Source organism: Paraflavitalea sp. CAU 1676, assembly GCF_029223285.1.
Taxonomy (GTDB): Bacteria; Bacteroidota; Bacteroidia; order Chitinophagales; family Chitinophagaceae; genus Paraflavitalea.
In genome coordinates, this window is sequence record NZ_JARHUJ010000004.1 from 515,212 (window position 1) to 539,464 (window position 24,253).

At 44.6% G+C, this 24,253-nt stretch carries 21 protein-coding genes and 5 tRNA genes; 22 read left to right on the forward strand and 4 right to left on the reverse strand.

Features of this window, described 5'->3' with window-relative positions; genetic code table 11:
• Positions 1–158: 158 nt before the first annotated feature.
• From P2H89_RS15090 to P2H89_RS15125, 8 genes are all read left to right on the forward strand, one after another.
• Positions 159–1,277, forward strand: coding sequence for a PorV/PorQ family protein (locus tag P2H89_RS15090; protein ID WP_275828205.1), 1,119 nt, complete (start codon positions 159–161; stop codon positions 1,275–1,277).
• Between the two features lie 37 nt (positions 1,278–1,314).
• Positions 1,315–6,369 (forward strand): C25 family cysteine peptidase, encoded by a 5,055-nt coding sequence (locus P2H89_RS15095; RefSeq protein ID WP_275828207.1) that lies wholly within the window; start codon positions 1,315–1,317, stop codon positions 6,367–6,369.
• A 133-nt stretch (positions 6,370–6,502) separates the two neighbouring features.
• The gene (locus P2H89_RS15100) at positions 6,503–8,368 is read left to right on the forward strand and encodes a carbamoyltransferase (protein ID WP_275828209.1); all 1,866 of its coding nucleotides are present in this window, start codon (positions 6,503–6,505) and stop codon (positions 8,366–8,368) included.
• A gap of 36 nt (positions 8,369–8,404) precedes the next feature.
• Positions 8,405–8,554 carry a DUF5989 family protein gene (locus tag P2H89_RS15105; protein WP_275828211.1) on the forward strand — a complete coding sequence of 50 codons (150 nt, stop codon included), beginning with the start codon at positions 8,405–8,407 and terminating at the stop codon, positions 8,552–8,554.
• A 3-nt stretch (positions 8,555–8,557) separates the two neighbouring features.
• Complete coding sequence (locus P2H89_RS15110; protein ID WP_275828213.1) at positions 8,558–8,917, forward strand: hypothetical protein; 360 nt, start codon at positions 8,558–8,560, stop codon at positions 8,915–8,917.
• Positions 8,918–8,941: 24 nt separating this feature from the next.
• Entirely contained in the window at positions 8,942–10,180 is a 1,239-nt protein-coding gene (locus P2H89_RS15115; protein WP_275828215.1) for a hypothetical protein, read from the forward strand.
• Between the two features lie 13 nt (positions 10,181–10,193).
• Positions 10,194–11,711 carry a hypothetical protein gene (locus P2H89_RS15120; RefSeq protein ID WP_275828217.1) on the forward strand — a complete coding sequence of 506 codons (1,518 nt, stop codon included), beginning with the start codon at positions 10,194–10,196 and terminating at the stop codon, positions 11,709–11,711.
• 75 nt (positions 11,712–11,786) lie between these two features.
• Positions 11,787–13,001, forward strand: coding sequence for a radical SAM protein (locus P2H89_RS15125; protein WP_275828219.1), 1,215 nt, complete (start codon positions 11,787–11,789; stop codon positions 12,999–13,001).
• Between the two features lie 9 nt (positions 13,002–13,010).
• Here the strand turns inward: P2H89_RS15125 and P2H89_RS15130 are convergent, their stop codons facing one another.
• A complete protein-coding gene (locus P2H89_RS15130; RefSeq protein ID WP_275828221.1) occupies positions 13,011–14,054 on the reverse strand; it encodes a Gfo/Idh/MocA family oxidoreductase in 1,044 nt (347 codons plus the stop codon).
• 13 nt (positions 14,055–14,067) lie between these two features.
• A complete protein-coding gene (locus P2H89_RS15135; protein WP_275828223.1) occupies positions 14,068–14,664 on the reverse strand; it encodes a riboflavin synthase in 597 nt (198 codons plus the stop codon).
• Between the two features lie 94 nt (positions 14,665–14,758).
• On the opposite strand from P2H89_RS15135, the gene rpsU reads away from it, so the two are divergent.
• The 6 genes from rpsU (at position 14,759) to P2H89_RS15165 (ending at position 19,533) form a co-directional block, all read left to right on the forward strand.
• Positions 14,759–14,956, forward strand: a complete 198-nt coding sequence (gene rpsU / locus P2H89_RS15140) for a 30S ribosomal protein S21 (protein ID WP_275828225.1) — start codon at positions 14,759–14,761, stop codon at positions 14,954–14,956.
• Between the two features lie 121 nt (positions 14,957–15,077).
• A complete protein-coding gene (locus P2H89_RS15145; protein WP_275828226.1) occupies positions 15,078–16,580 on the forward strand; it encodes a DUF6056 family protein in 1,503 nt (500 codons plus the stop codon).
• A gap of 28 nt (positions 16,581–16,608) precedes the next feature.
• Positions 16,609–17,322 carry a glycosyltransferase gene (locus tag P2H89_RS15150; protein ID WP_275828228.1) on the forward strand — a complete coding sequence of 238 codons (714 nt, stop codon included), beginning with the start codon at positions 16,609–16,611 and terminating at the stop codon, positions 17,320–17,322.
• Positions 17,315–18,022: a class I SAM-dependent methyltransferase gene (locus P2H89_RS15155; RefSeq protein WP_275828230.1), complete on the forward strand. Its 708-nt coding sequence runs from the start codon at positions 17,315–17,317 to the stop codon at positions 18,020–18,022. Before P2H89_RS15150 ends, P2H89_RS15155 begins: the two co-directional genes overlap by 8 nt.
• A 3-nt stretch (positions 18,023–18,025) precedes the next feature.
• Positions 18,026–18,940, forward strand: coding sequence for a tyrosine-type recombinase/integrase (locus tag P2H89_RS15160; RefSeq protein WP_275828232.1), 915 nt, complete (start codon positions 18,026–18,028; stop codon positions 18,938–18,940).
• 293 nt (positions 18,941–19,233) lie between these two features.
• Positions 19,234–19,533 (forward strand): HPF/RaiA family ribosome-associated protein, encoded by a 300-nt coding sequence (locus P2H89_RS15165; RefSeq protein WP_275828234.1) that lies wholly within the window; start codon positions 19,234–19,236, stop codon positions 19,531–19,533.
• Positions 19,534–19,659: 126 nt separating this feature from the next.
• Here the strand turns inward: P2H89_RS15165 and P2H89_RS15170 are convergent, their stop codons facing one another.
• Positions 19,660–19,806: a hypothetical protein gene (locus tag P2H89_RS15170; RefSeq protein WP_275828236.1), complete on the reverse strand. Its 147-nt coding sequence runs from the start codon at positions 19,804–19,806 to the stop codon at positions 19,660–19,662.
• Between the two features lie 675 nt (positions 19,807–20,481).
• Between P2H89_RS15170 and P2H89_RS15175 the strand changes: the two genes are divergently transcribed.
• From P2H89_RS15175 to nusG, 8 genes are all read left to right on the forward strand, one after another.
• Positions 20,482–20,554, forward strand: a tRNA-Thr gene (locus P2H89_RS15175).
• 76 nt (positions 20,555–20,630) lie between these two features.
• Positions 20,631–20,713: transfer RNA gene (locus P2H89_RS15180), tRNA-Tyr, on the forward strand.
• A gap of 87 nt (positions 20,714–20,800) precedes the next feature.
• Positions 20,801–20,873, forward strand: a tRNA-Gly gene (locus P2H89_RS15185).
• 108 nt (positions 20,874–20,981) lie between these two features.
• A tRNA-Thr gene (locus tag P2H89_RS15190) sits at positions 20,982–21,053 on the forward strand.
• 190 nt (positions 21,054–21,243) lie between these two features.
• The gene (tuf, locus tag P2H89_RS15195) at positions 21,244–22,431 is read left to right on the forward strand and encodes an elongation factor Tu (protein ID WP_275828238.1); all 1,188 of its coding nucleotides are present in this window, start codon (positions 21,244–21,246) and stop codon (positions 22,429–22,431) included.
• Positions 22,432–22,600: 169 nt separating this feature from the next.
• Positions 22,601–22,671: transfer RNA gene (locus P2H89_RS15200), tRNA-Trp, on the forward strand.
• Positions 22,672–22,763: 92 nt separating this feature from the next.
• Positions 22,764–22,961, forward strand: a complete 198-nt coding sequence (secE, locus tag P2H89_RS15205; protein WP_275828240.1) for a preprotein translocase subunit SecE — start codon at positions 22,764–22,766, stop codon at positions 22,959–22,961.
• Positions 22,961–23,530 carry a transcription termination/antitermination protein NusG gene (gene nusG / locus P2H89_RS15210; protein ID WP_275828242.1) on the forward strand — a complete coding sequence of 190 codons (570 nt, stop codon included), beginning with the start codon at positions 22,961–22,963 and terminating at the stop codon, positions 23,528–23,530. The genes secE and nusG overlap by 1 nt, the downstream gene beginning before the upstream one ends.
• A gap of 186 nt (positions 23,531–23,716) precedes the next feature.
• Here the strand turns inward: nusG and P2H89_RS15215 are convergent, their stop codons facing one another.
• A complete protein-coding gene (locus tag P2H89_RS15215; RefSeq protein WP_275828244.1) occupies positions 23,717–24,247 on the reverse strand; it encodes a hypothetical protein in 531 nt (176 codons plus the stop codon).
• Positions 24,248–24,253: the final 6 nt, after the last annotated feature.

Sequence of the window (24,253 nt, forward strand, 5' to 3'; positions counted from 1 at the left end):
CAATATTTTCGTTATAAAAATCGTTATTGGAAGTTAGTTTTTGGTAGCCCGAATGGGCTCATTTTCAGTAGCGGCGGAACAGTTGGTGGGTACATGCAGCCGATATCTTAATGAAATAACCTTTGTAAATGAAATTGCTTATTCTGAAAATTGGATCAATGAAGAGAGCTTCATGTGTTGTCGTTACCCTTGTTGTGGCATGCCTGTCACAATTGAATGCAAAAGCACAGTTTCGAAAATATTCCAATGAATTTATGAACATAGGCGCTGGCGCGCGTGGCCTGTCGATGGGCAGTGCGCAGGTGGCAAGCGTTCATGATGGAACGGCGGGTTACTGGAACCCGGCAGGCCTGGTGCATGTAAAAGACCAGCCCCAGCTCAACCTGATGCACGCCGAGTATTTTGCGGGTATCGGCAAATACGATTATGGTAGCCTGGCCATTCCCTTAAAAGACAATAAACGTGTGCTGGCGCTGTCGCTGCTTCGCTTCGCGGTGGATGATATACCCAATACTATTTTCCTGGTTGAAGCGGATGGTACCATCAATTACAACAATATCACCAGTTTCTCATCGGCCGATTACGCCTTCCTGTTGTCGTATGCTCAGTCGATCAAACTGAACAATCCTGAAAAAAGCCTTAGTATAGGCGGTAATGCGAAAGTGATCCACCGCAAGGCGGGCGAATTTGCTACCGGATGGGGTTTCGGGTTTGATGTGGGTGTGCAATACAAAGCTAAACGCTTACAATTAGGGGCTACGGTACGGGATGTAACGACTACATTCAATGCCTGGACCTTTAACCTGAATGAAAGAGAGCGGGAAGTATTCTTCCTGACCAAGAATGAGATCCCGGTAAAATCTACAGAACTCACCGCCCCCAGGCTGATACTGGCGGGTGCTTACAATTTTAAGATAAGCCGCACTTTAAGTTTACTCACCGAAGCAAATGTTGACCTCACTTTCGATGGCAAGCGCAATACGGTATGGGGCTCAGATGTAGTGAGCATAGACCCCAAGCTTGGTCTGGAGTTGGCCTGGAAAGACATCTTCTTTGTACGCGGCGGGGTGAACAACTTTCAGAAAGGCCTCGACGATGATGACATCACCAACCAAAAAAAGATCTGGATCTATCAGCCCAGTGTAGGCGCAGGTTTCAGGATCTCCGATGTTCAGATCGATTATGCCTTCACGAACCTGGCCAATCAGTCGAACCCATTATATACGCACGTGTTTTCTTTGAAATTAGACCTGAAGAAGAAAACCAAAAAGAAATAAGTCCAATCCTTATTGAAAAACTTTGAAACATCAATCTATGAAGAGATTTTTTACGCTGTTGTTGATGATGGCGGCCTTGCAAGGGTTGGCACAGTCTTACAATAATGAGTGGATCAACTTCAACCAGACGTACTATAAATTCAAAGTGGCGAATGAGGGTTTGATGCAGATACCCAAAGCGACGCTCGATGCGGCGGGACTTGGGAGCACACCAGTCCAGAACTTCGAGTTATGGCGCAATGGCGTAAAAGTGCCGTTTTATTCACCCACCTCCAGCGGTACCCTTCCGGCCAATGGATACCTTGAGTTTTATGCTTTTCCCAATGATGGCAAGCCCGACTTTCCCATGTATTATGATCCTGCCTACCAGCATAATGATCATTATAATTTGATTACTGATACGGCGGTATATTTTCTTAGTGTGAACAGCGATCAATCAGGTTTCCGGTATCAGGATGTAGTGAACAATGTGAGTGGACCCTTACCGCCACTTGAACCATATTTTCAATACACCTACGGTAGCTATTACAAAAACAAGCAAAATCAGGGATTTGCTGCCGATTTGAAGGAATATCTCTATTCATCGTCTTATGATAAAGGAGAATATTGGTCTTCGCCCGATATCAGGCCGGCTACAGACCTGGTTACACCTGTTAGCGGACTTAAGGTTTATCCCGGTGGACCCGATGCTACCATCAGATTTGGCGTCAGCGGCAATGCGTTGAATCCCAGAAATGTTAGGCTTACCGTGAACGGTTCTGTAGTGAAAGATGTAGTAATGGACTATTTCAATGATCTGCATACATCGGCCACGCTTTCCAATAGTTCCATTCAGGCAGCTTCTTTCGATGTCAGATTTGCCAATGCATCCGCTGTAGCCACAGACCGTATGGTCGTGTCTTATTTCGAGATTACTTATCCAAGGGAATTCAAGTTTGGCAACGCAAAGAACTTCCGGTTCAAACTGCCGGCAAAAGCAGCAGGTTACTACCTGTCTATTAAGGAATTTGATTATGGAAGTACTCCACCGGTATTGTATGATATGGCCAACAAAGACAGATTTGTGGCTGATATCACTACCTCTCCCGGTAATATTCTGTTTGCTCTTCCGGGTACCGCTTCAGCGAGAGACCTCGTGCTGGTGAATGCGGAAGGCGGAAACCTGAGATATCCGACTGGACTTACTGCAAAGACTTTTACAGATTATTTGAAAGATCCTAACAAGGGTGACTTCCTTATCATAACGCATCCGTCTTTGTTTGTTGGATCAGCGGGTAATAATCCCGTCAATGATTATAAGGCTTACCGTGAATCCACCGAAGGAGGAAAATATAAGGTACTGATCGCGGACATCGATGAGCTCGTTGATCAGTTTGCTTTTGGGATCAAAAAACACCCGCTCTCTGTAAGGAATTTTATCAGGTACCAAAGAGATAAGTTTGCCAGGCCGCTGAAATATGCGTTTTTGATTGGTAGAGGCATGACTTATGTTGATTATCAAAGAAACCAGACCGACCCTGTTTCCGACAAGCTGAACATCGTTCCTACCTTCGGTTATCCGGCTTCCGACAATCTACTTAGCGCTGCAACGCCCGCCAGCACTGTGCCGGTAACACCCATTGGGCGCTTATCGGTGGTACATGGAAAGGAGATTGAAGATTACCTGGTAAAGGTCAAGGAGTATGAAAATACCCAGCAAAATGCACCAAACACGATCGCTGGCCGCGCATGGATGAAAAATGTGGTGCAGGTTACTGGTACCAACGAGGCTTACCTCGGAACGGTGCTTTGTAACTATATGAATATCTACAAGCAAATTGCAGAAGATACATCCTATGGAGGCAAAGTGTATACATTCTGTAAATCGTTAAGCAATACCACTGATCAGTTTGCCAGTGATCAGATCGCCAAGCTGTTTAATGAGGGCATCGGCTTTCTCAATTACTTTGGCCACTCTTCAGCTACAACACTTGAATTTAACCTGGATAAACCAGAGTCTTATAATAACCAGGGGAAATACCCGGTGTTCTTCGTGAATGGTTGTAATGCTGGTAACTTTTTTACCTATTACCCACAACGCCTTACCTCCAATGAAACACTATCCGAAAAGTTCGTGCTTGCCAAACAGCGGGGTAGTATCGCTTTCGTTGCCAGCACCCACTTTGGGATTGTGAATTACCTCAACCTCTTTTTGACCAAATTATACCAGAACATATCAGGCCAGGATTTTAACAAATCGCTTGGGGAAACGACAAGAGATGCGTTTCAGAAAATGCGTGATGCCAGTCCGACGGACTATTTTTCGCGACTCCATGCAGAGCAGATCACCATTAATGGCGACCCCTCCCTGCGGATCTCCGCTCAGGGTAAGCCCGATTATGTGGTAGAGGAGTCATTGATCAAGGTAAACCCAGCATTTATATCAATTGCTGAAACGCATTTCCAGGTAAAGGCCGGTTTTATGAACCTCGGTAGCTCAACCCATGATTCAATTGTAGTACAGGTTAAACAACAATATCCCAATGGTACTTCTGCCGTGGTGTACCGGGAAAAGATCAAGGGTATTCGCTATAGCGATTCCGTGACTATCAATATCCCGATCGTTGCTACCCGCGACAAGGGAAAACATACATTGATCGTATCAGTCGACGATGAATCTGCTGTTGATGAGATCGCGGAAAGTAACAATACCGCCACCAAAGAGATCAATATATTTGAAGATGAAGCGCGGCCGGCATTCCCGTACAATCTTTCAATCATCAAAGAGCCAACACAAAAGTTGTATGCCACTACTGCCAATCCGTTTAGCGTAATGAAGGATTATGTACTGGAAATAGATACCACCGAAGATTTTAACTCGATCGAGAAAAAAAGCAAGGTGATCTCTTCACCGGGTGGTGTTATTGAATACGATCCCCAGCTTACCTATAAGGATAGTACCGTATACTACTGGCGTATATCACCCGTTCCTTCAAACGGCGGAAATTATCAATGGTTCAACCAGTCATTTACCTACTTGAAGAATGTCGAGGGATATAATCAGTCTCACTACTTCCAGCATGAGAAATCAAGTTCGGAGCGTATGTACCTTGATAATGATAGCCACCAGTGGAAATATGGACTTCGTAAAAACAAGGTCCATGTTAAGAACTGCATTTTTGCGGGATCTTGTAATACTGAAAACGAGTTGATTATGTCGGTGAATGAAGTGGACTTGATTGCCAGCGCCTGCGTGGGTAACTCCTTGATATTCCATATATTCGATTCTGTTACATTTAAACCTTGGAAAAACGTGGATGCCAATGGTAATAACCTTTACCGGTTCGGAAGTGGCAGTGCGAATTGCGCCAAAAACAGGTGGTACAATTTCGAGTTCCCTTATATGACGGCTGCAAGTCGTAAGTTGATGATGGACTTCATGGACAGTATTCCCAATGGATCATTTGTAGTTGTAAAAAGCATGTTTCACAATAATCCCAATTCTTATGCTCAAACCTGGAAAAATGACACTTTGCTCTATGGATCTAATAAGTCACTTTACCACAAATTGTTAGAAGCAGGATTTATTGGCGTGGACTCTGTTTATAAATCAGTTCCCTGGGCTTTTGTGTACAAGAAAGGCGACGCCAGTTATGTTCCCAAATGGGACGTTGGAAAGGATTTTGAAAGCAGGGTATCATTAGGCGCAGATTTTTATACTCCAGATACGGTGGGTTATATCAGTTCTCCAACCTTTGGCCCGGCAGCCAACTGGCAGAAAGTGGAGTGGAAAGGAAAGTCATTGGAGCAGCCGTCTACCGATAATCCAACTGTCGACGTAATTGGTATCAGCAAAACGTTTGTTGAAACAAAGCTCTTCACATTGGGCAGCAATGATCAGCAATTTGATATCTCGTCCGTAAATGCGCGCGACTATCCTTATATGAGGCTCAGAATGCGGAATGCGGACTCTATCAGGCTTACGCCTTTCCAATTAGATTATTGGCGGGTATTCTATAAGCCCTTACCCGAAGGGGCCATGGCGGCCAATATGTTCCTGCAGGTGAAGGACTCTATGGAAATAGGGGATCAATTTAAATTTGGCATTGCGTTCAAGAACTTTAGCCGGTACGATTTTGACAGCGTTAACATCAAAGTGATCATTACCGACAATCAGAACGTTCCCCATACAATACACTATGCAAAGCAGAAAAAGCTGCTGTCGGGCGATACGCTGCAGATAATACTGGATATCCCAACCAAGGATTATATAGGTAACAATACACTGTATGTTGAGGTGAATCCGGACACCGACCAATTGGAGCAGTACCATTTCAATAACTTCCTGTACCGTAATTTTTATGTAAAGCCCGATAATACCAATCCGTTCCTGGATGTAACGTTCGATGGGGTGCATATCCTCAATCGGGATATCGTCTCGGCCAAACCGCATATACAGATCAGGCTGAAAGATGAGGCGAAGCATTTGTTGCTGAACGATACCAGCTTACTGTCTTTGGAGGTAAAATACCCCAATGGCACGCCCAGAACTTATACCATCGATAATGATACACTGAAGTTTACGCCCGCCACCAGCGGCAATGATAATTCGGCGGTTCTGGACTTTACGCCGGCATTTACCAATCAATCTAATCCCGATGGCGATGAATACGAACTGGTCGTGAAAGGAAAAGACAAGAGTGGTAACAAGGCTGGTAGCGAATACCGCGTAATGTTTAAAGTGATCAACAAACCGATGATCTCGAACCTGCTGAACTACCCGAATCCATTCAGTACATCTACAGCGTTCGTGTTTACGATCACGGGATCTGAATTGCCGCAAAATCTGAAGATCCAGATATTGACAGTTACTGGTAAAATAGTCCGGGAGATCACCATTGGCGAACTCGGGCCGCTCAGGATCGGTAGAAATATCACTGATTTCAAGTGGGATGGTACCGATCAGTTTGGCCAAAAACTGGCAAATGGAGTTTATCTGTACAGGGTTGTAACCAGCCTGAATGGCAAATCGTTGGAAAAATACAAGACCACCAGCGACAACACCGATAAGTTCTTTACCAACGGATACGGTAAGATGTATCTGATGCGGTAGATCGTTTTGAAACGTATATAGGAAAAGCTGCCTGGAAATACAGGCAGCTTTTTTTCATGGTATGGAAAAACAACATAATTTAGTTACCTGGCATAATAATTAACGTTTAACTGTAAGCAGCACCTCGGTCAATATGACAATACTAGGAATTTCGGCTTTTTATCACGACTCCGCCGCTGCATTGATCCAGGACGGAGAAATACTGGCTGCAGTACAGGAAGAGCGTTTCAGTCGTAAAAAACATGATGCCTCATTTCCAACCGCATCGGTCAGGTATTGTCTGGAATTCGCCGGTTGTTCGCTGAATGACCTGGATGCCATTGTCTTTTATGAGAAGCCATTGCTGAAATTTGAACGACTGCTCGAAACTTATTATGCCTTTGCCCCCCGGGGTCTCAGGTCGTTCATGGCAGCCATGCCCGTATGGCTGAAAGAGAAGCTGTTTCTTAAAAAGATCATATGGGAGGAACTTGGTAAGATCGGTGCTGTCGACAAAAAGAAGGTAAAGCTCCTGTTTCCGGAACACCATCTTTCACATGCTGCGAGCGCCTTTTATCCCTCTCCTTACAACAAGGCAGCCATACTAACCATGGATGGGGTAGGAGAGTGGGCTACCGGCTCTATCTCACTCGGAGAAGGGAATAGAATTACCGTGCTGAAGGAAATCGGCTTTCCCCATTCACTCGGCCTTTTTTATTCTGCGTTTACCTATTATTGTGGATTCAAGGTCAATTCGGGCGAGTATAAGTTGATGGGGCTGGCTCCCTATGGCGACGAAAAGAGTGAAAGAGTTGCACAATACCGGCAGCTTATAAAAAGTAAGCTCATAGACCTGAAGGAAGATGGTTCTCTTTACCTGGATCAGGAGTATTTCGATTATGCCGTAGGCTTGCGTATGGCGCAAGATCACAAGTGGCACCAGTTGTTTGGCATAGCGCGGCGCAAGGAAACTGATCCTCTGGAGCAAAGTCATTGCGACCTGGCATTGGCTGCTCAGCAGGTGCTTGAAGAAGCAGTGATAAACCTGGCAAAGGAAGCCAAAAGGATTACCGGGGCCGATTATCTCTGCCTTGCAGGTGGAGTAGCCTTGAATTGCGTGGCCAACGGGAAACTGGAGTCGCTCGGCCTCTTCAGGAAATTGTTCATTCAACCGGCCGCTGGTGATGCCGGCGGCGCGCTTGGGGCTGCATTGGCCGGATATTATACCTATTATGAAAAAGAACGTATAGCAGACGAATCCGAAGCCGATCGTTTAAAGGGCTCCTACCTTGGAACGGATTTTACTGATGTTCAAATACACTCAGCACTCCTAAAATACAAAGCGACCTACCAGAAAATAGACCGCGAAGAAGACCTTATGCAGAAGGTGGCCCGATTGATAGCCGCAGGGCAGGTAGTTGGCTGGCATCAGGGGCGCATGGAGTTTGGGCCAAGAGCTTTGGGTAACAGAAGTATCCTCGCCGATGCCCGGAATCCGGACATGCAGAAGAAGCTGAATCTGAAGATTAAGTACCGCGAGGGGTTCAGGCCATTTGCACCGGTGGTACTGGCCGAAGATGCCGGAGCTTACTTCGATCTTAAAAGTTCCTCTCCCTATATGTTGCTCGTTAAGCCCATCAGGCCGGAGCGGCAGATACCGTATCCCGAAGGATTTCATGCCCAAAACCTGTCGGATAAGTTATATTTTTTGCGAAGCGACCTGCCGGCGGTAACCCATGTCGATTATTCGGCAAGGATACAAACTGTTCATAAAGAATCAAATCATCGGTTATGGGCGCTGTTGCAAAGCTTCAGGCTGCAAACCGGTTGTTCCGTAATGATCAATACCAGCTTTAATGTTCGGGGCGAGCCGATCGTCAATTCGCCGGAAGACGCATTTAAGTGTTTCATGCGTACCGAAATGGATTGCCTGGTGATAGGAAATTATATCTTGCACAAGGATCAGCAATTGCCCTGGAAGGAGGCGGCTGATTGGAAACATCTAATAGAGGCCGATTGATCCCGCGATGATCGGACCCTGAAAAATAAGATTGCTATGGATTTCCTGAAAGACATATGGGCCTTTCTAAAGGTGAGAAAGAAATGGTGGCTGGCCCCGGTCATAATCATACTATTGTTATTGGGCATACTGCTGGTATTTGGAGGCGGATCGGCCATTGCCCCCTTTATCTATACCTTATTTTAGCCCATGCGAAAAAAGAGTCTTGAAACCATCCTGGTCCTCGTATTGGCATGTATAGTATGCCATCTCATTTTTAAGCAGCGCTACTGGCTGATCGTCGGCCTGTGCCTTGGTTTGGTTGGAGTGCTTGCGCCTTGGGCGGCAGAGATGATCCACTGGGCATGGAATAAACTGGCATTGGCGCTCGGATTTGTTTCGGGCAGGCTAATACTGATAATGGTGTTTTATGTTTTCCTGTTTCCTATTTCGCTCTTATCGCGTCTCTTCCGGAAGAATGAGGCCGTTCGTCTGAAAAAAAATGCCGGCACCTACTATACCGAAAGGAATATTGTGTATACGAAAGAAAGTATGGAACATCCCTGGTAAAAATTGGCATACTAAATAGTTAATATGAAATGGGTTGGTGGATTTTTGTATTTGATCGTATTTGTACTTATCATAGAGGTCATAAAGTCATTTGTGATCAAACAACAATTCATTAGCAGCTATTTTACTGGAACTGTTTTGATTTGCATTCAGCTTTTGTCTATAATGGGATATTTTCTGTTGCTTATCGTTTCCACTGTGATAAGACTTTTTAAAGGTAAGGTCAGTTGGATTGGCAAATTGGCTGTTGTTATGACGTTTTTTGTCGTATTAGAACTGGGTTGCGTTTTTGGGCTCAAACATCCAGCCCGAATCCCTGCCTTATTCAAATGGTCATTCACCTATTATTATGATTATTACAGTAGTGCTCTGCCTCAGTTTGAAAAAAAAGCCGCTACTTATAACAAGAATCTCTTCTACACTTTAAAGCCCAACGCGCGATTCCGGTATTACAATGCAGAATTTGATAATGCCTATTCTATCAATGGCAAAGGGTTGAGAGATGATGAACAGTCTTTGATAGCCCCTGAAATTGTTTGTCTGGGCGACTCCTATGCTATGGGGTGGGGAGTTGAGCAGGATGAGACTTTTGCACAACAGTTGGAACACTTGTGCGGAAGAAAAACCCTTAACGGCGGAATCTCGTCATATGGCACCGCGAGGGAAATGCTTTTGCTGAAACAATTGGATACGAGCGCCATGAAATGCCTGGTGATTCAATATTGCTACAACGATCTGGGTGAGAACAATAGCTATTTAAATAATAATTACTTGCTCCCCATATCAGGCGAGTTGTATTATGATACCATCGTGGCCAAACAAGAACTGTTGAAAACCTATTTTCCGGGTAAATATGGGCTACTTACCAGTCAGGCATTCATTAAGAAAACCATCAACCGGATCAAACCGGTTTTTGCGCTACCCTTTGAGCGTGAGGTGCCATTTGGAGAAGCGCAGCAGCATGCCTCTGCCCTCCTTAGAATTTTACAGAATTCGCCACAAATCGACTTTTCAAAAGTAACTGTGGTAATTACCTTGTTAGATAGTTATGACCATATGCAAAGTGGATTCATCGATGCTCTGGAAAAAATGATAAAGCAGTCGCCTTATAAAGAGCGTTTTGCCGGCAATCTGAAGGTCTTAAATATGGCCAGCCATCTTTCCAAAAGTGACTTTTATGAATTGGACCTGCATATCAGGCCTTCCGGCCACAAGAAGGTGGCCGAACAGCTCCGGCAGATGTTATACTTTAATCATGAATAAGATTATGTGACCTATGGTTTTACTCAAATTAAAATGGTGGTGGCAGTTGCTGATTCTTATTTTCCTGTCATTGGTGCTTTATGCCCCTATCATCAGTAATTCCTTTTTAAGTGACGATTTTTTGGTGATCAGGAAGGTTTGTATGGACGGAACGTTGAACATAAATGGGTTCTTCCGGCCTCTATCGGATATAACTTTGTTTTTAAATTATCAAATCACCGGTTTAAATCCAGTAAGTTATTATATCACCAATATCCTGTTACATGCATTGGATACATTGCTTTTGTTCCATTTTTGCAGACAGTGGAAATGGACCGTTGATAAAAAAAAACAAATACAATTCGCGGCACTGGCAGCATTGGTTTTCCTCACCTATCCCTTTCACATCGAGCCTGTAGTTTGGGTATTAGGAAGAGCCTCATTGTTGGCAAGTACTTTCGGAATGATGGCACTCGTAATCATGGTGGGTAAATGGAAAGAATCCTGGAAATTAATAGGTGTTGCCGTTTGTTTTTTTGTGGCCATGACTGGTTATGAATCAGTTATGGTGCTCCCGGCCTTGGTTTTTATTTGGCTATGGTTCGAAAAATCGGGTTTGCGCCGGTATTTTATGTGGATGACGGTCATGGGAGGCGTGCTCGTAGCGCATTTTCTGATAAGGGTATTGGCTTCGGGTAGCGTAACTGGTGATTACGGGGCTGGTATGTTGAATTTTAGCCTTCCTGGCCTGGGGGCAAAAATTTTCAAAGTCCTGGGAAGATATATTTGGCCTCCCCTGCAAAACGTTCAACTTATTACCGGCTTGTTCATCTTTAGTTTGCTGGGATTCATAGTTTTGTTCTTCCTGGTATGGAAACGTTTAAAGTTCGAGAAAACTTCAGTCAGTTATTTTTTGAGTTTGATAGCTTTCTTTCTGGTAGCCTCGCTTATTCCGTTCCTTTTTGGAGTAAGCACGCACACCTCGGAAAGTGACAGATTCCTGCATTTCCCATCCTTCTTTTTATGTGCCCTGATTGCTTTCGTGCTTATCGTTTTTTTCTATCAAAAGCCATGGCTGCGATGGGTAACAGTAGTGATCATACTATACCAACTCTTTTATCTGCAGCTGAGCTTGGTTCATTGGAAGAAAGCATCCGGGGCAGTTAACGAACTATTATCCTTGACAAAACAATACAGTTCGGAAGGGAAGGTGTATGTTATCAATTTACCGGAAGAAATTGAGGGTGCATATGTATTTAGGGCTGGTTTCCAGGATGCCTTGTTATTGAATCGCCAGGACACGGCCTCCATAGTTATTGTGAATCAGGCGAAAAGGGATGAGTTGCGGAGTTGGCCTGGTAGAATAAAGCCGGAGTCAACCCCAGGCGGCCTTTTTATACCTCCTTCCGTTTATTTTAAAAAGGAGCCTGGTAGCCCTCTGTATAATAACAGGAACAATTTGAGGGTAAGACCTTTCCTATCAGCAAAAGAAACCATTCTCTTCTGGGATAGAGAAAAATGGAGCGTTCTACAATTAAATAGCAGTAAATGAATTATTAATTAAATTTGATTGATCTTGGCTTATCTTCTCTTGTCAATCATGAAAGCACAATTCTGAAAGTAGAGTATGTATAAATTCTCAAACTATTTTTCGAGAGGTAGAACATTTCTGAATAATCAGGTATTTCCTGGTAATAAGAAATTGTCGACTTTAATGATATATGCCACTGACCTCTGTGATTCTGCTTGTAAGCATTGCTTGATCTGGGCCAAACGTCCCGTAAATTATCTGTCGTTTGAAAAGATAAAGGAGATCATGGCAAGCAAGTGTATTACAAAGCATACAGCAGTAGGATTGGAAGGAGGAGAATTTATGTTGCATCCGGATGCGGAAAAGATCATGGAATGGTTTTACCATAATCATCCCCAATATGACCTGCTCTCCAATTGTTTAAAACCGGCCCGGTTGATTGAGGCCGTAAAGAAATATCCGCCAAAACGATTGTTGATTTCGCTCGATGGTACCGAAGCCACCTATCTGTATATGCGCGGGAAGCCTGGATATAATAGTGTGCTTGAAGTCATCGAGGCTTTGTACAAAGTTTTGCCAATGTCGGTAATGTTTACGCTATCTCCATATAATGATTTCGACGACATGCAACATGTTGCCGAGATATGTAAAAAATATGGAATCGACATGCGCGTGGGGATATACAACGACATCGCTTTCTTCGACACCATTGACAAAGCGCATGAAACTGAAATTGGCAGCCGGAAAGGGGAGGAGTCACTACGCTTTGCGGAGGTTAATGAATGGAAGCAATCAGCTGAGTTTGAAAAAGCAAAGTCCCATAAGAAAGATGAAATTACGGGCGACCTGGGAGTTGCCAAACACAACTACATGGGCGATGGCGATTTTACCGATAAGATACCCGAAATCATCAAAGAATTCAGTGAAAATTATGACTTTCTGGTGCTGTACAATGAATGGCGTAAGGGAAACCTGAAAATGCGATGTTATAGCATCCTTGACAGCCTCGTCATATTACCCGATGGCAGCGTTCCAATCTGTCAGAATCTTGATCTTAAACTGGGCAATGTGTTCGAAAAAAGCCTCGATGAGATTTTCAACGGAACAGAAACACAGGAATTGCATAAGGAGTATGTACATAATTGTAACCAGTGCTGGCTCAACTTTCACAGGAAATACGATGTGATCCTATACCGCACTTTCGAGAAATATTTTGGTCGGTTCCTGACTTCGAAGATGTTTGGTTACTACCAATGGGAATCTGACGCGCGCAGCACTTATGAATCTTATTTCCGGAATAACGGTCAGTAATGGTATTTTTTACGAAGACACCTTTAATTTCATTTTCTCTAACATCTCATACGTCGGTAGCAGGCTATTGAGATTGTGTAGCTCATCCCGCCTGTCCTCTTCTATCATCCTCACAAAATGCTCTATTTCGCCTCCAAAGCCTTGCAGATAGAGATTGTTGTTGGCGGCAGTTAACGAGAAAGCATTATTATCCAGGTAAATTTTTTGTTGAACGGGAGTCTTAAGGATCTTTTCAATGGGGAGGTTTAAAAAGCGAATAGGCTTTTGAATGCCTGTGAGCCTGAAAGGATAGCTGGCATGGAGAATATCCGATCCTGTATTGACTTCCAATTCATCAACCGAATGCTGCCAGGAAAAATCAGTCGATACCTGTAGCATTCCTTGGATATTATTCTTATGTGTCAGGTGTATAAAGTAGGTAGGATTGTCTTTTCCTGAGAAATGAATGCTTGATTCGGTAATTGGCCCAAAAAATTGGATAAGATTATCTACAGGGTGTATGAATAATTCAAAAAGTGCATCTCCTTCCGGATAGGGGCCTGTAAGATAACGGTAACTATAGGATTTAGCCTTTGGCAGGTGTGGCTTTAGTAATCTATTGATTGTAGAAAACCGCTTTTGTAGTCCCGTTTGGCAGTTGTGTGAGCCTTGATATTCAATCAGCGCTTGCAGCGATGAAAGGGAGTAACAGGGGGGCTTTTCCACAAAAACATGTTTGCCAGCCCTTAGCAACTGAGTTACAAGCTCAAAATGATGTTGCGGAGCGGCACAAACAAAGACGCCTTTAATTAACTTGTCATCCAGAATGTCCTGGATATTATCTGTTCCGGTACAATGGGCAAATTGGGAGGCCATCTTTTGAGCATGCTCCCGGTGCCTTGAGCAGATCTTGCTAAGCGGTAATCCCAGATAATGAATAACCGGATATAGATTGCTTATACTATGTTGGCCGACCCCAATAAATGCATACTGATACCTATACTGGGTGTGTTTGTCGAGCCATTTTTTCTTTCTTGATAGTTTATATCTTTCAATTAGTTGCTGCGTGTACATTAGGTCGATGAGATTATTGGTCGGTTCGTACCTTGAATATCCTTTCAACATACTTGCCGACCATATCAAATTCAATATTAACCTTGTTGCCCGGTAAAATATGCTGAATATTGGTATGTTCAAAAGTATAGGGGATGATAGCGACAGAAAACTCGTTTCTGCCTACATTAAAGATAGTTAGGCTAATGCCATTGAGGCTGATGGAGCCTTTTTCGATCACCAGGCCGGCAAATTTATCCGGAAACTGGAAACGATACTCATAACTGCCGTTACGGTCTTGTTTATCAATACATTCGGCGGTTGCGTCGACATGCCCTTGCACAATATGCCCATCTAATCGGCCATTGAAGGTGAGGCATCTTTCAAGGTTTACCAGGTCGCCCTGCTGCCAGCTGCCCACGTTGGTCTTATGTAAGGTTTCCTCGATGGCGGTAACCCGGTAACGGTTGTCCTTGATTTCCTCAACGGTGAGGCAAACGCCACTGTGTGAAACGCTTTGGTCTACCTTTAATTCCTGGGAGATGGGGGAGGAAAGCCAGAATACACGGTTAGTGCCTGCTTCGGAAACTGATTCTATCCGGCCTAAAACTTCAATAATTCCAGTAAACATGTAACAAAAGTCGGTTTTTAATGGGAAATCTTGTTCTGTTTCGGATTTTCTGTTATCTTTGCTGCCCCAAAGCATTAAAGGAGGTATAATAACTATGCTGATTATCGATTCAAAAGATTGCGAAAATATTGACAAGGCGCTCAAGAAGTACAAGAAAAAATTTGAGAAGGCTAAGATCCTGTTGCAATTGAGAGAGCGTCAATCCTACACGAAGCCTTCTGTAAGACGTCGTGGCCAGGTTTTGAAAGCAGTCTACAAACAGAAGATAGCAAGCGGACAGATCGAAGCATAATTCGTTCATTCTGAATAGCATATTATTATAGCTGCAAAGTTTTTGACTTTGTGGCTATTTTTTTTTGTGTATAGGGAGTGAAGGGTGGGGAGTATGGACGTACACTTAAACACCTGATCTGATGAAAAGACTAACCTGGATCGTTGGCTTGTTGCTCTTCACTTTTCTGATCCTGATTGCCTGGCTTTGCTTCTTCCAGTTTCCCTCCATGGATGATTATGCCGGCACTTACCTCAAAAAGGTGTACGGCCTCGGCGGCGCCATTAAATGGTACCTGAAAGAGTCGAATGGTCGTTTTACCAGCATACCTGTTTTCCTTACAATCAGCTCTTCCAAGACGCTGCTTGGCGCCTATGGATGGTTGCTGTTGGGTACATTAATAATCGCTTTTTCTTGTGTATTCTTCTTCGTGCGGATGATTGGCCGGCATTTGTTTGAGCCGGTATTGTCGGGATGGATGGCTGCTTTGATTGCGGCCATGATCCTGTTGGTTTTCCTGGAGGTAGTGCCCGAAATATCCTCTTTCATCTATTGGATGGCTACCGGTGTTACTTATCTGCTCCCTTTTGCCTTTTTCTTATTACTGACCTGTGCTTATTCCTGCCTGCTAAAAGCTGCCGGAAAGCGTAGGTGGATGTGGACGCTGGTCGTTGGTGTGGCAACCTGCCTGTTGGCCGGTTGTAACGAGGTCATGTTGTATTACGTTTGCGCATTGCCATTTTTGATCGGCATTTCGATCCTGGCCATGGGAAAGCCCTTACCGGTTCAAATAGGGGCATTGGCGGGTCTTTCCATACTGGTAGTGCTGGCTGTACTGCAATTGCCTGGTAATATGGCACGCGCAGGTCATTATGTACAGAAGCAGTCATTGTTGGAATCTGCCGCAGGAGCGGCTTATCGCACCTGGCAAACGCTATTGAATATATTCACCAGCCCTTTGTTCTATGTAAGCTGTCTCGGTATAGTGATTGCATCCGCTTATCTTAAAGCAAATGTGTTGGCGTATTGGACCACCAAAAGAAACTTTTGGATGGTGCAGGTTGCATGTTTGGCCGCTATGATCTTTTGTTTTGATGTAGTGATCAGGCAGGTGGGCAACGAAGTGATACCACCAAGGGCCATCAATATCATGGTGTGTCTTACTGTAGTGGGATGCTGGTGGATCATCTTGTTGAATGCTGCCAGGATCCGGCAGCTTATGGACACATTACTCCTTAACCGGGTGTTGATGATGCGGGCATTTTTGTTCATCTTTTGCATAGCGTTGACAGGATCGGGGTTTGCTTGGCAACTGATGAAAAACCTGGTAGAGGCTCCACTCCATGCTGCCATATTAAAGCAACGGGAAGCTGATATACTACGCGAAAAAGCTGCCGGCAACAAGGTAGTTGTCATTAAGACCTACCAAAAAGAAGCGGAGAGGATCGCCCGGGAAAAGTATGGCAATAAACACAGATTTATATTGGAAGAGTTTGCGATGCCACCATCTTTTTCTTATTTCAAAGACGAACCCAACAAAAAGGAATTGGCTTATTTTTATGCAGAGTATCACGGGGTGGATACGCTAATAGGGGCGGAAGGTAAATTTGCGCGATGGGGATTGATAGATGACCGACTAAAATAAAAACAAAGGAGAAATACTTTCCCAAACGATGATCAGTATTGTGTTGCCTGTTTATAATGAAATTACAAGGCTTGATGATGGTCTGGCAGCCCTCACCGGTTTCTTCAATGACCTGAAAACTGATCACGAGTTGATTGTGGTGGATGATGGCTCTGCACTGGGCCCGCAGATAAAATTGATTGCCGCTCACCATAACTGCCTGTATATTCGCAATGAACAGAATGCCGGTAAGGGGGTGGCGGTTAAAAGAGGCGTATTGGCGGCTAAAGGCGATCATATCCTATTCATGGATGGCGACTTCCCATTTCATCTTTCAATTGTTCAGGCGATCATTGACGAGCTGCAAAGAGAAGTGGTGGCCATTGGCGACCGTACTTTGCCGGGATCACGGTTTCCCGACACACTCAGCAGATCACGAAAATGGGGCAGCCGCATCCTTTCCTGGATCATTAGCAATTTCTACGTGAAGGGTATCAGGGATAGCCAATGTGGCATCAAAGGCTTCAGAGCCCATACAGCTAAGTCGGTGTTTGATAAGGTGACGTTTAGCCGCTTTGCATTTGATGTGGAAGTATTGTTTATTGCGCGGAAAAACAATTATCACATTGCAAGGCTCCCTGTTCACGTGTATCCGCAGGCAACTACCTCTGTAAAAGTGTTGAAAGACGGGTTCTCCATGCTATGGGGCCTGGCCAGGATCACGATCAATGACCTAACTGGAAAATACCGCATAGATGAATAGGAAATGGACAAACCGGATCCGTTTTGTAATGGATGAGTGCATCCCTCCGGTGGTGAGGGATAGCAGGTGGTTCATGTATCCATTTTACTACCTGGCCTATCGGGGAAAGCATATATCCACCCTGATGGATTTTAAACGGAAGTATTTTGAGTGGAATCCGCAGCAATTGCAGCAATTCTATGCAAAGATCCATTCCATTTCATCCGACAGGAAAACGGATGTATCGGAATCTGGTATCCGTGCCATCATAAGCCATTGCGGAGGCTCAGTAGGCTCAGTCCTGGATGTGGGTTGTGGTAAAGGACATCTGCTAAGTTTGGTGCACCAGGCTTATCCGGAATTGTCGCTGCAGGGAGCCGATTTCGTAAAAAGAGACTTACCGCAAAGCATAGCCTTCACAGAAGCCGAAGCAACGGACCTGCCCTTTCCGGATAAATCGTTCGACGTGGTGCTTTGTACCCATACGATTGAGCATATCTACAATGCCGGCGATCTGGTAAAAGAGCTTAAGCGCGTGGCCCGGCAAAAGATCATCATTATCACGCCCAAACAACGATATTTTTACTATACATTAGATGAGCATATCCTTTTCTTTCCCCAATCAGAAATGCTGAGCAGTCTTGTCGGTCTGGAACAATACGAGTGTTCAAATGTTGAAGGTGATTGGGTGTACATTGGCTATATACCCGAAAAAAGCTAAGCTATGGTAGTAAGCGATAAAGATGCACTGGCCGTTTTTATTGATTATCTCTCCAAAGAAAAGAGGTATCCCGAAAACACCATCATTGCCTACAGGTTTGATTTAGAGGAATTTGCGAGATTCCTGGCTCTTGAATATGAAATGACGGCGCCTCACCTGCAGGACATCACCACCTCCATGGTCAGGAGTTACCTGGCCAATCTAAAGGACGAAAAGAAAAAGCGTTCAGCACGAACAATCAACCGGAAGATCTCCTCCCTCAAGTCATTTTTTAAGTATCACCTGCGTATTGGCAACATAACTAAAACGCCCATGAGCGGCGTCATAGCGCCGAAAGCCAGAAAGAGACTGCCACAGTTCGTAGAACAGCAGGATATGGGGCAGCTGTTAGAGCATACAGTTTTCCCCGACAACTGGAAAGGGTATACCGACAAAATGATCCTTACTATATTCTATCATACAGGGATGCGTCTTTCAGAGCTGGTGAACCTGAAAGAAAGCCAGGTAAACCAGGAAGGCAATAACCTTAAGATACTTGGAAAGGGTAATAAGGAACGGATAGTGCCGGTGAGCACGGAGCTGATGACCTCTCTTACAGGCTATATGCGGCAGAAAAGAAAAGACCTTGAAGGTCCGGATACTACTGTACTGCTGGTCAATGAAAAGGGAAAGAAATTATCGGCCAGGTCGGTATACCTGTCTGTAAATGCCTGGTTAAGTACGGTTACAACGATCGATAAGAAAAGCCCACACGTGTTGCGTCATTCGTTTGCCACACACCTCATGAATAATGGGGCCGATCTGAATGCGGTGAAGGAATTACTGGGGCATGCAAGCCTTGCCGCTACCCAGGTGTATACACACAATACCATAGAGAAGCTGAAAGATATCTATAAGAAAGCCCATCCCCGGGCCTGAGCGGTATCCATACTATTGGAGCTCCAAAGCCTTTATAAATGTTAAGATTACAATCGTGCCGAACACTGCGAACGAACCCTTGTTTGGCCATATAAAGGCGGAAATATAATCCCTCGCCAGGATACCAAATTAATGGTGGAACTCGTTATGTTTTGGTACCCCTTAAAGGTTAAATTTAATTTGGAAAGAAATAGATGCTGTATTAACTTCATAGGAGTCAAAAAGCACTCGCCTATGTAGCAGTATTACTCCTCAAGATCTTTATTTATTGTTCACAGTTAAAATGCGATTGTATGAACGTCAACATTCAGACCGTGCGTTTTACTCCCGATGTAAAACTGGTAGATTATGTTAACAAAAAACTGCAAAAACTCAACACATTCCATGACCGCATTATTAAGGTAGACGTGTTCCTGAAGCTGGATAATGTGGTTCATAATATTAAGGATAAGATCGCTGAGATACGAGTACAGATTCCCCGATACCAGTTCTTTGTAAAAGCTTCCTCCAAATCGTTCGAAGAATCTTTTGACAATGCACTGGAATCCCTGGTAAACCAGGTAAAAAGGAAAAAAGAAAAACAAGCAGCCTAGCAAAAAACTTGAAGCTGCCCCACTTAGGGGCAGCTTTTTTTATTGGCTATAATGGAGCGATCTTCATCCTGCTATTTTTTGCAGAATAAATCTCTTCAGCGCCATTACCCCCTCTTTCATTGATATCTATTTACACCAGCTATTGAGATAAGTGCTTGCATACAGGAAGCAGGCAGTAGCCAGCGTGGCTATTGTGCTGCGTGCCACCAACAGGGCGTTTCCTGCTGCCCTGAAATCGACAGGAGGCAATTGGCTTACCTGGAGAAAGATCATTGGTTGTTATAAATGGGTACTCCCTTTCGACACTTGAAAAGGAAAATTCTACAGGTTTTCAGAGACTTTACAGAGACATTTCAGAGACCTTATAGAGACATTGCAGAGACGCCCGCCTATGCCGGCGCCTGGTCAGGCCCGGTCTGAGGCTACTTACCCCCGCCTGGTAATGGCCTGGCTGCCACGTGGCCCAGGCAACCGCCAGGCTGGAAATAGCCCGTCCACTCATCAATACTCCCATCGCCGGCTCGCGAAATTTGTGATGAAGTGCGCCAGTCGGATCCAGCCTGAAAACACTCCGGATGAAGCCGGGCGCGAGGGTAGGTGTCACCAATGAAAACGGCAGGGGTAAAACGCCGGACTTCATCCGCCGGTCGCATCATATTTTCTGCCTTTTCTTTTGAATTATTCGTTCAACGAAAAGATAAAAACAATATCTTGCGCCCGAAATCAACGGGTAACCGACAGTTTCAACAGCTTCTTTTTAAATTCTGGTAGTCGAAAGCGCAAAGGATTGAAAACAAGCAAAAAAAAAAGGGTTCAAAGTTTTTGTATTTAACAATTTCGATTACCTTTGCCTTCCCAAAAAATTAGCAGGGTATCAGTGAGATGGCGGGAAGTTCTTTATGATGTTGACTGTCAGATTATTTTCCACCAATCAACACTGGTTTACAGGCCACTTTAGCTCAGCTGGTAGAGCAACTGATTTGTAATCAGTAGGTCGTTGGTTCGATTCCGACAAGTGGCTCAAACTGAAACTCGGGTTCAATAAATAAAGCTCAATTTTGAAAAAAGCAGGGCGCTGAGTTTAGAGGTTTATACAAGGGCAGATTCCAGAGCGGCCAAATGGGGCGGACTGTAAATCCGCTGTCTTTCGACTTCAGAGGTTCGAATCCTCTTCTGCCCACAACCGCTGCCCGCCAATGCTTACAGCCTCGGCGGGTAATTTGGTTAGAGAGATCTTTAAATAACCGTTCTTAGACAAACGGACAATGCGGGAGTAGCTCATTTGGTAGAGCGATAGCCTTCCAAGCTATAGGTGGCGAGTTCGAGCCTCGTCTCCCGCTCAGACAGCATAAAGTTCTACACTTTGCGCTGGTAGGTAAGTCAAGCATGAATATTCGGCGGATAATCCGGTTGAATAAGAGGAATGCACTGACTTCAATGACTGAGAAGCCGTTGTAGCTCAGTGGTAGAGCACTTCCTTGGTAGGGAAGAGGTCGTGAGTTCGATTCTCACTAACGGCTCAGTTCTTTAAAAAATTGTAAAACAAGCAGGGTTACTGTTATACAGTGCCCAGTTCGTTTGAGGAGTATGATCCCGCAATTGCGGGAAGGAACTTGAAATGTGCGATGTATCAAACGCTTTGCGGATCTGGTACAGACTACATGATAAAAAACATAAATTGTAAAACCACACAACTAAAAACAGATAACGATGTCAAAAGAGACTTTTAAGAGGGATAAGCCTCACGTTAACGTTGGTACCATCGGTCACATTGACCACGGTAAAACTACACTCACTGCCGCTATCACTACTATCTTGTCTTCAAGAGGTATGGCGCAGGCGAAGAAATATGATGAAATTGATGCTGCTCCCGAAGAAAAAGAGCGCGGTATCACCATCAACACCGCCCACGTGGAGTACCAAACGGCTAATCGTCACTATGCACACGTTGACTGTCCTGGTCACGCTGACTATGTGAAGAATATGATTACCGGTGCTGCTCAGATGGACGGCGCTATCCTGGTTGTGGCGGCTACAGATGGTCCTATGCCCCAAACAAAAGAGCACATCCTGCTGGCTCGTCAGGTAGGTGTTCCCCGTATGGTGGTTTTCATGAATAAAGTTGACCTGGTTGACGATCCGGAATTACTGGAGCTCGTTGAAATGGAAATCCGTGAGTTGCTCACTTTCTACGGTTTCGACGGCGACAATACTCCGATCATCAAGGGTTCTGCAACCGGCGCTCTCGCTGGCGAAGAAAAATGGGTTAAGCAAATCGACGAGCTGATGGATGCTGTTGATACTTACATCCCGCTGCCTCCCCGTCCTGTTGATCAGCCGTTCCTGATGAGTGTGGAAGACGTGTTCTCTATCACTGGTCGTGGTACAGTTGCTACTGGTCGTATCGAGCGTGGTCGTATCAAGGTTGGTGAAGCCATCGAGATCGTAGGTCTGATGGATGCTCCCCTGTCTTCTACTGTAACAGGTGTGGAAATGTTCCGCAAACTGTTGGATCAGGGTGAAGCTGGTGACAACGCCGGTCTGCTGCTCCGTGGTATTGAAAAAACACAAGTACGTCGTGGTATGGTACTGGTTAAGCCCGGTTCTATCACTCCTCACACTGAATTCAAGGGTGAAGTTTACGTACTGAGCAAAGAAGAAGGTGGCCGTCACACTCCATTCTTCAACAAATACCGTCCTCAATTCTATTTCCGTACAACTGACGTAACAGGTGAGTGCGAACTGCCTGCTGGTACTGAAATGGTAATGCCTGGCGATAACACATCACTCACTGTAAAACTGATCCAACCCATCGCGATGGAGAAAGGTCTGAAATTCGCCATCCGCGAAGGTGGTCGTACAGTAGGTGCTGGTCAGGTTACTGATATCATAAAATAAGCCACGCTTTTCCCTTGCAAAAGGGTTGAGTATGAAAGCTTAGACGTATATTTGCAAAGTACCTGAACCGATTGGTTCAGGTACTTTGTTCTAAAAGTGAAGCTCTTTGCATAGCCCGTATAGTATATCTAATCAATCGATTAGAAATAGGCGGGTCAATAATTTACACACGGGCATGGTGCAACGGTAGCATACGGGTCTCCAAAACCTTTGATCTGGGTTCGAATCCTAGTGCCCGTGCTAATAATTTTTAAGGGAGTCAGGAGAAAGGTAATTGCCAATGGCGGCAGCCTCACAAATAACTCTCTGATTTTCAGGTTTCAATTGTTTCTATGAACAAAGTAACAACCTACTTCCAGGAGTCTTATAAAGAGTTACTGGAGAAAGTCACCTGGCCAACCTGGGCACAGCTGCAGCAATCTACCATGATCGTATTGGTAGCTACGCTCCTGATTACAGCCATTGTTTGGGTGATGGACCTCGCTGCTCAGTCAGGACTTAAATTTATCTATTCGTTATTTAAGGGATAATGGAAAATCAAACTATTCAACAACAGGAAACTAAGTGGTACGTGCTCCGGGTGGTGAGTGGAAAAGAGCGCAAGGTAAAGGAGTACCTGGACAAAGAGATTTCCCGTGGCGGATGGGGTGAGGTAGTTAAGCAAGTCTTCCTTCCGGTAGAGAAAGTCTACAAAGTGCAGAACGGAAAGAAGGTAATGCGCGAAAGAAACTATTATCCTGGTTACGTAATGATCGAAGTGATCGAAGGAAAACTCTCCGACGATCTCCGCGAAGCAATCAAGAATACAACCAACGTTATCCATTTCCTTGGAAAGGAAAACCCCATCGCTCTCCGTAAGGCAGAGGTAAACAAGATGCTGGGTAAAATGGATGAAATGGCAGAAGCTGGTGGCGTTTCCATGATCGAGCCTTTCATCGTTGGAGAAACCATCAAGATCATCGAAGGTCCTTTCAACGACTTCAACGGTATCATCGAAGAGGTGAACGACGAGAAGAAGAAACTGAAAGTAACCGTTAAGATCTTCGGTCGTTCAACACCTGTAGAATTGAACTACATGCAGGTGGAGAAATTAGCCTAGTACATCATTAGCATATTCGAAAGGGCCGCAATACTGTTGTGGCCCTTTTTGCATGTAAGGCCAGTTCCGCATGCCACCCATCACCGCGAACCGAAGGCAAAGCCCCCAACTCCAACATACAGGCACAAAAAAGCCTTCCATTACAACAATGAAAGGCTTAATATCTATTAGCAGGATATCCTCCAATTATTGGTTATCATCATCGCCTGGCTCGTCAGCTGTTTCTTCAGTCTCGATTTCAACATCGATATCGTCGTCTGTGTCGATATCATTGTCTGGCTGAGCATAAGTAGGTTCTGCCACAATCACCACTTCTTCCGCAACGATCACTTCTTCAACTGGGGGAGCTACTTTCTTAGCCGCAGGTTTCTTAGCTGCTTTTTTCTTGGGGGCTGCTGCTTTTTTTGCAGGAGCTTTCTTGGCAGGCGCTTTTTTAGCAGGCGCTTTTTTTGCGGCCTTTTTGGCGGCTTTCTTCGCTGCTTTCTTGGCTGCTTTTTTGGGGGCTACTTTTTTAGCGGCTTTCTTCGCGGCCTTTTTTGCTGCCTTTTTAGGAGCTGCTTTCTTCGCTGCTTTTTTTGCTGCTTTCTTAGGAGCTGCTTTTTTCTTGGTAACTTTTTTTAAAGCTTTTTTGGCTGCCTTCTTGGCCGCCTTTTTAGGAGCTGCCTTTTTCTTGGGGGCAGCTGCTTTTTTAGCTGTTTTTTTCTTTGCTTTGGCCATAGTGTG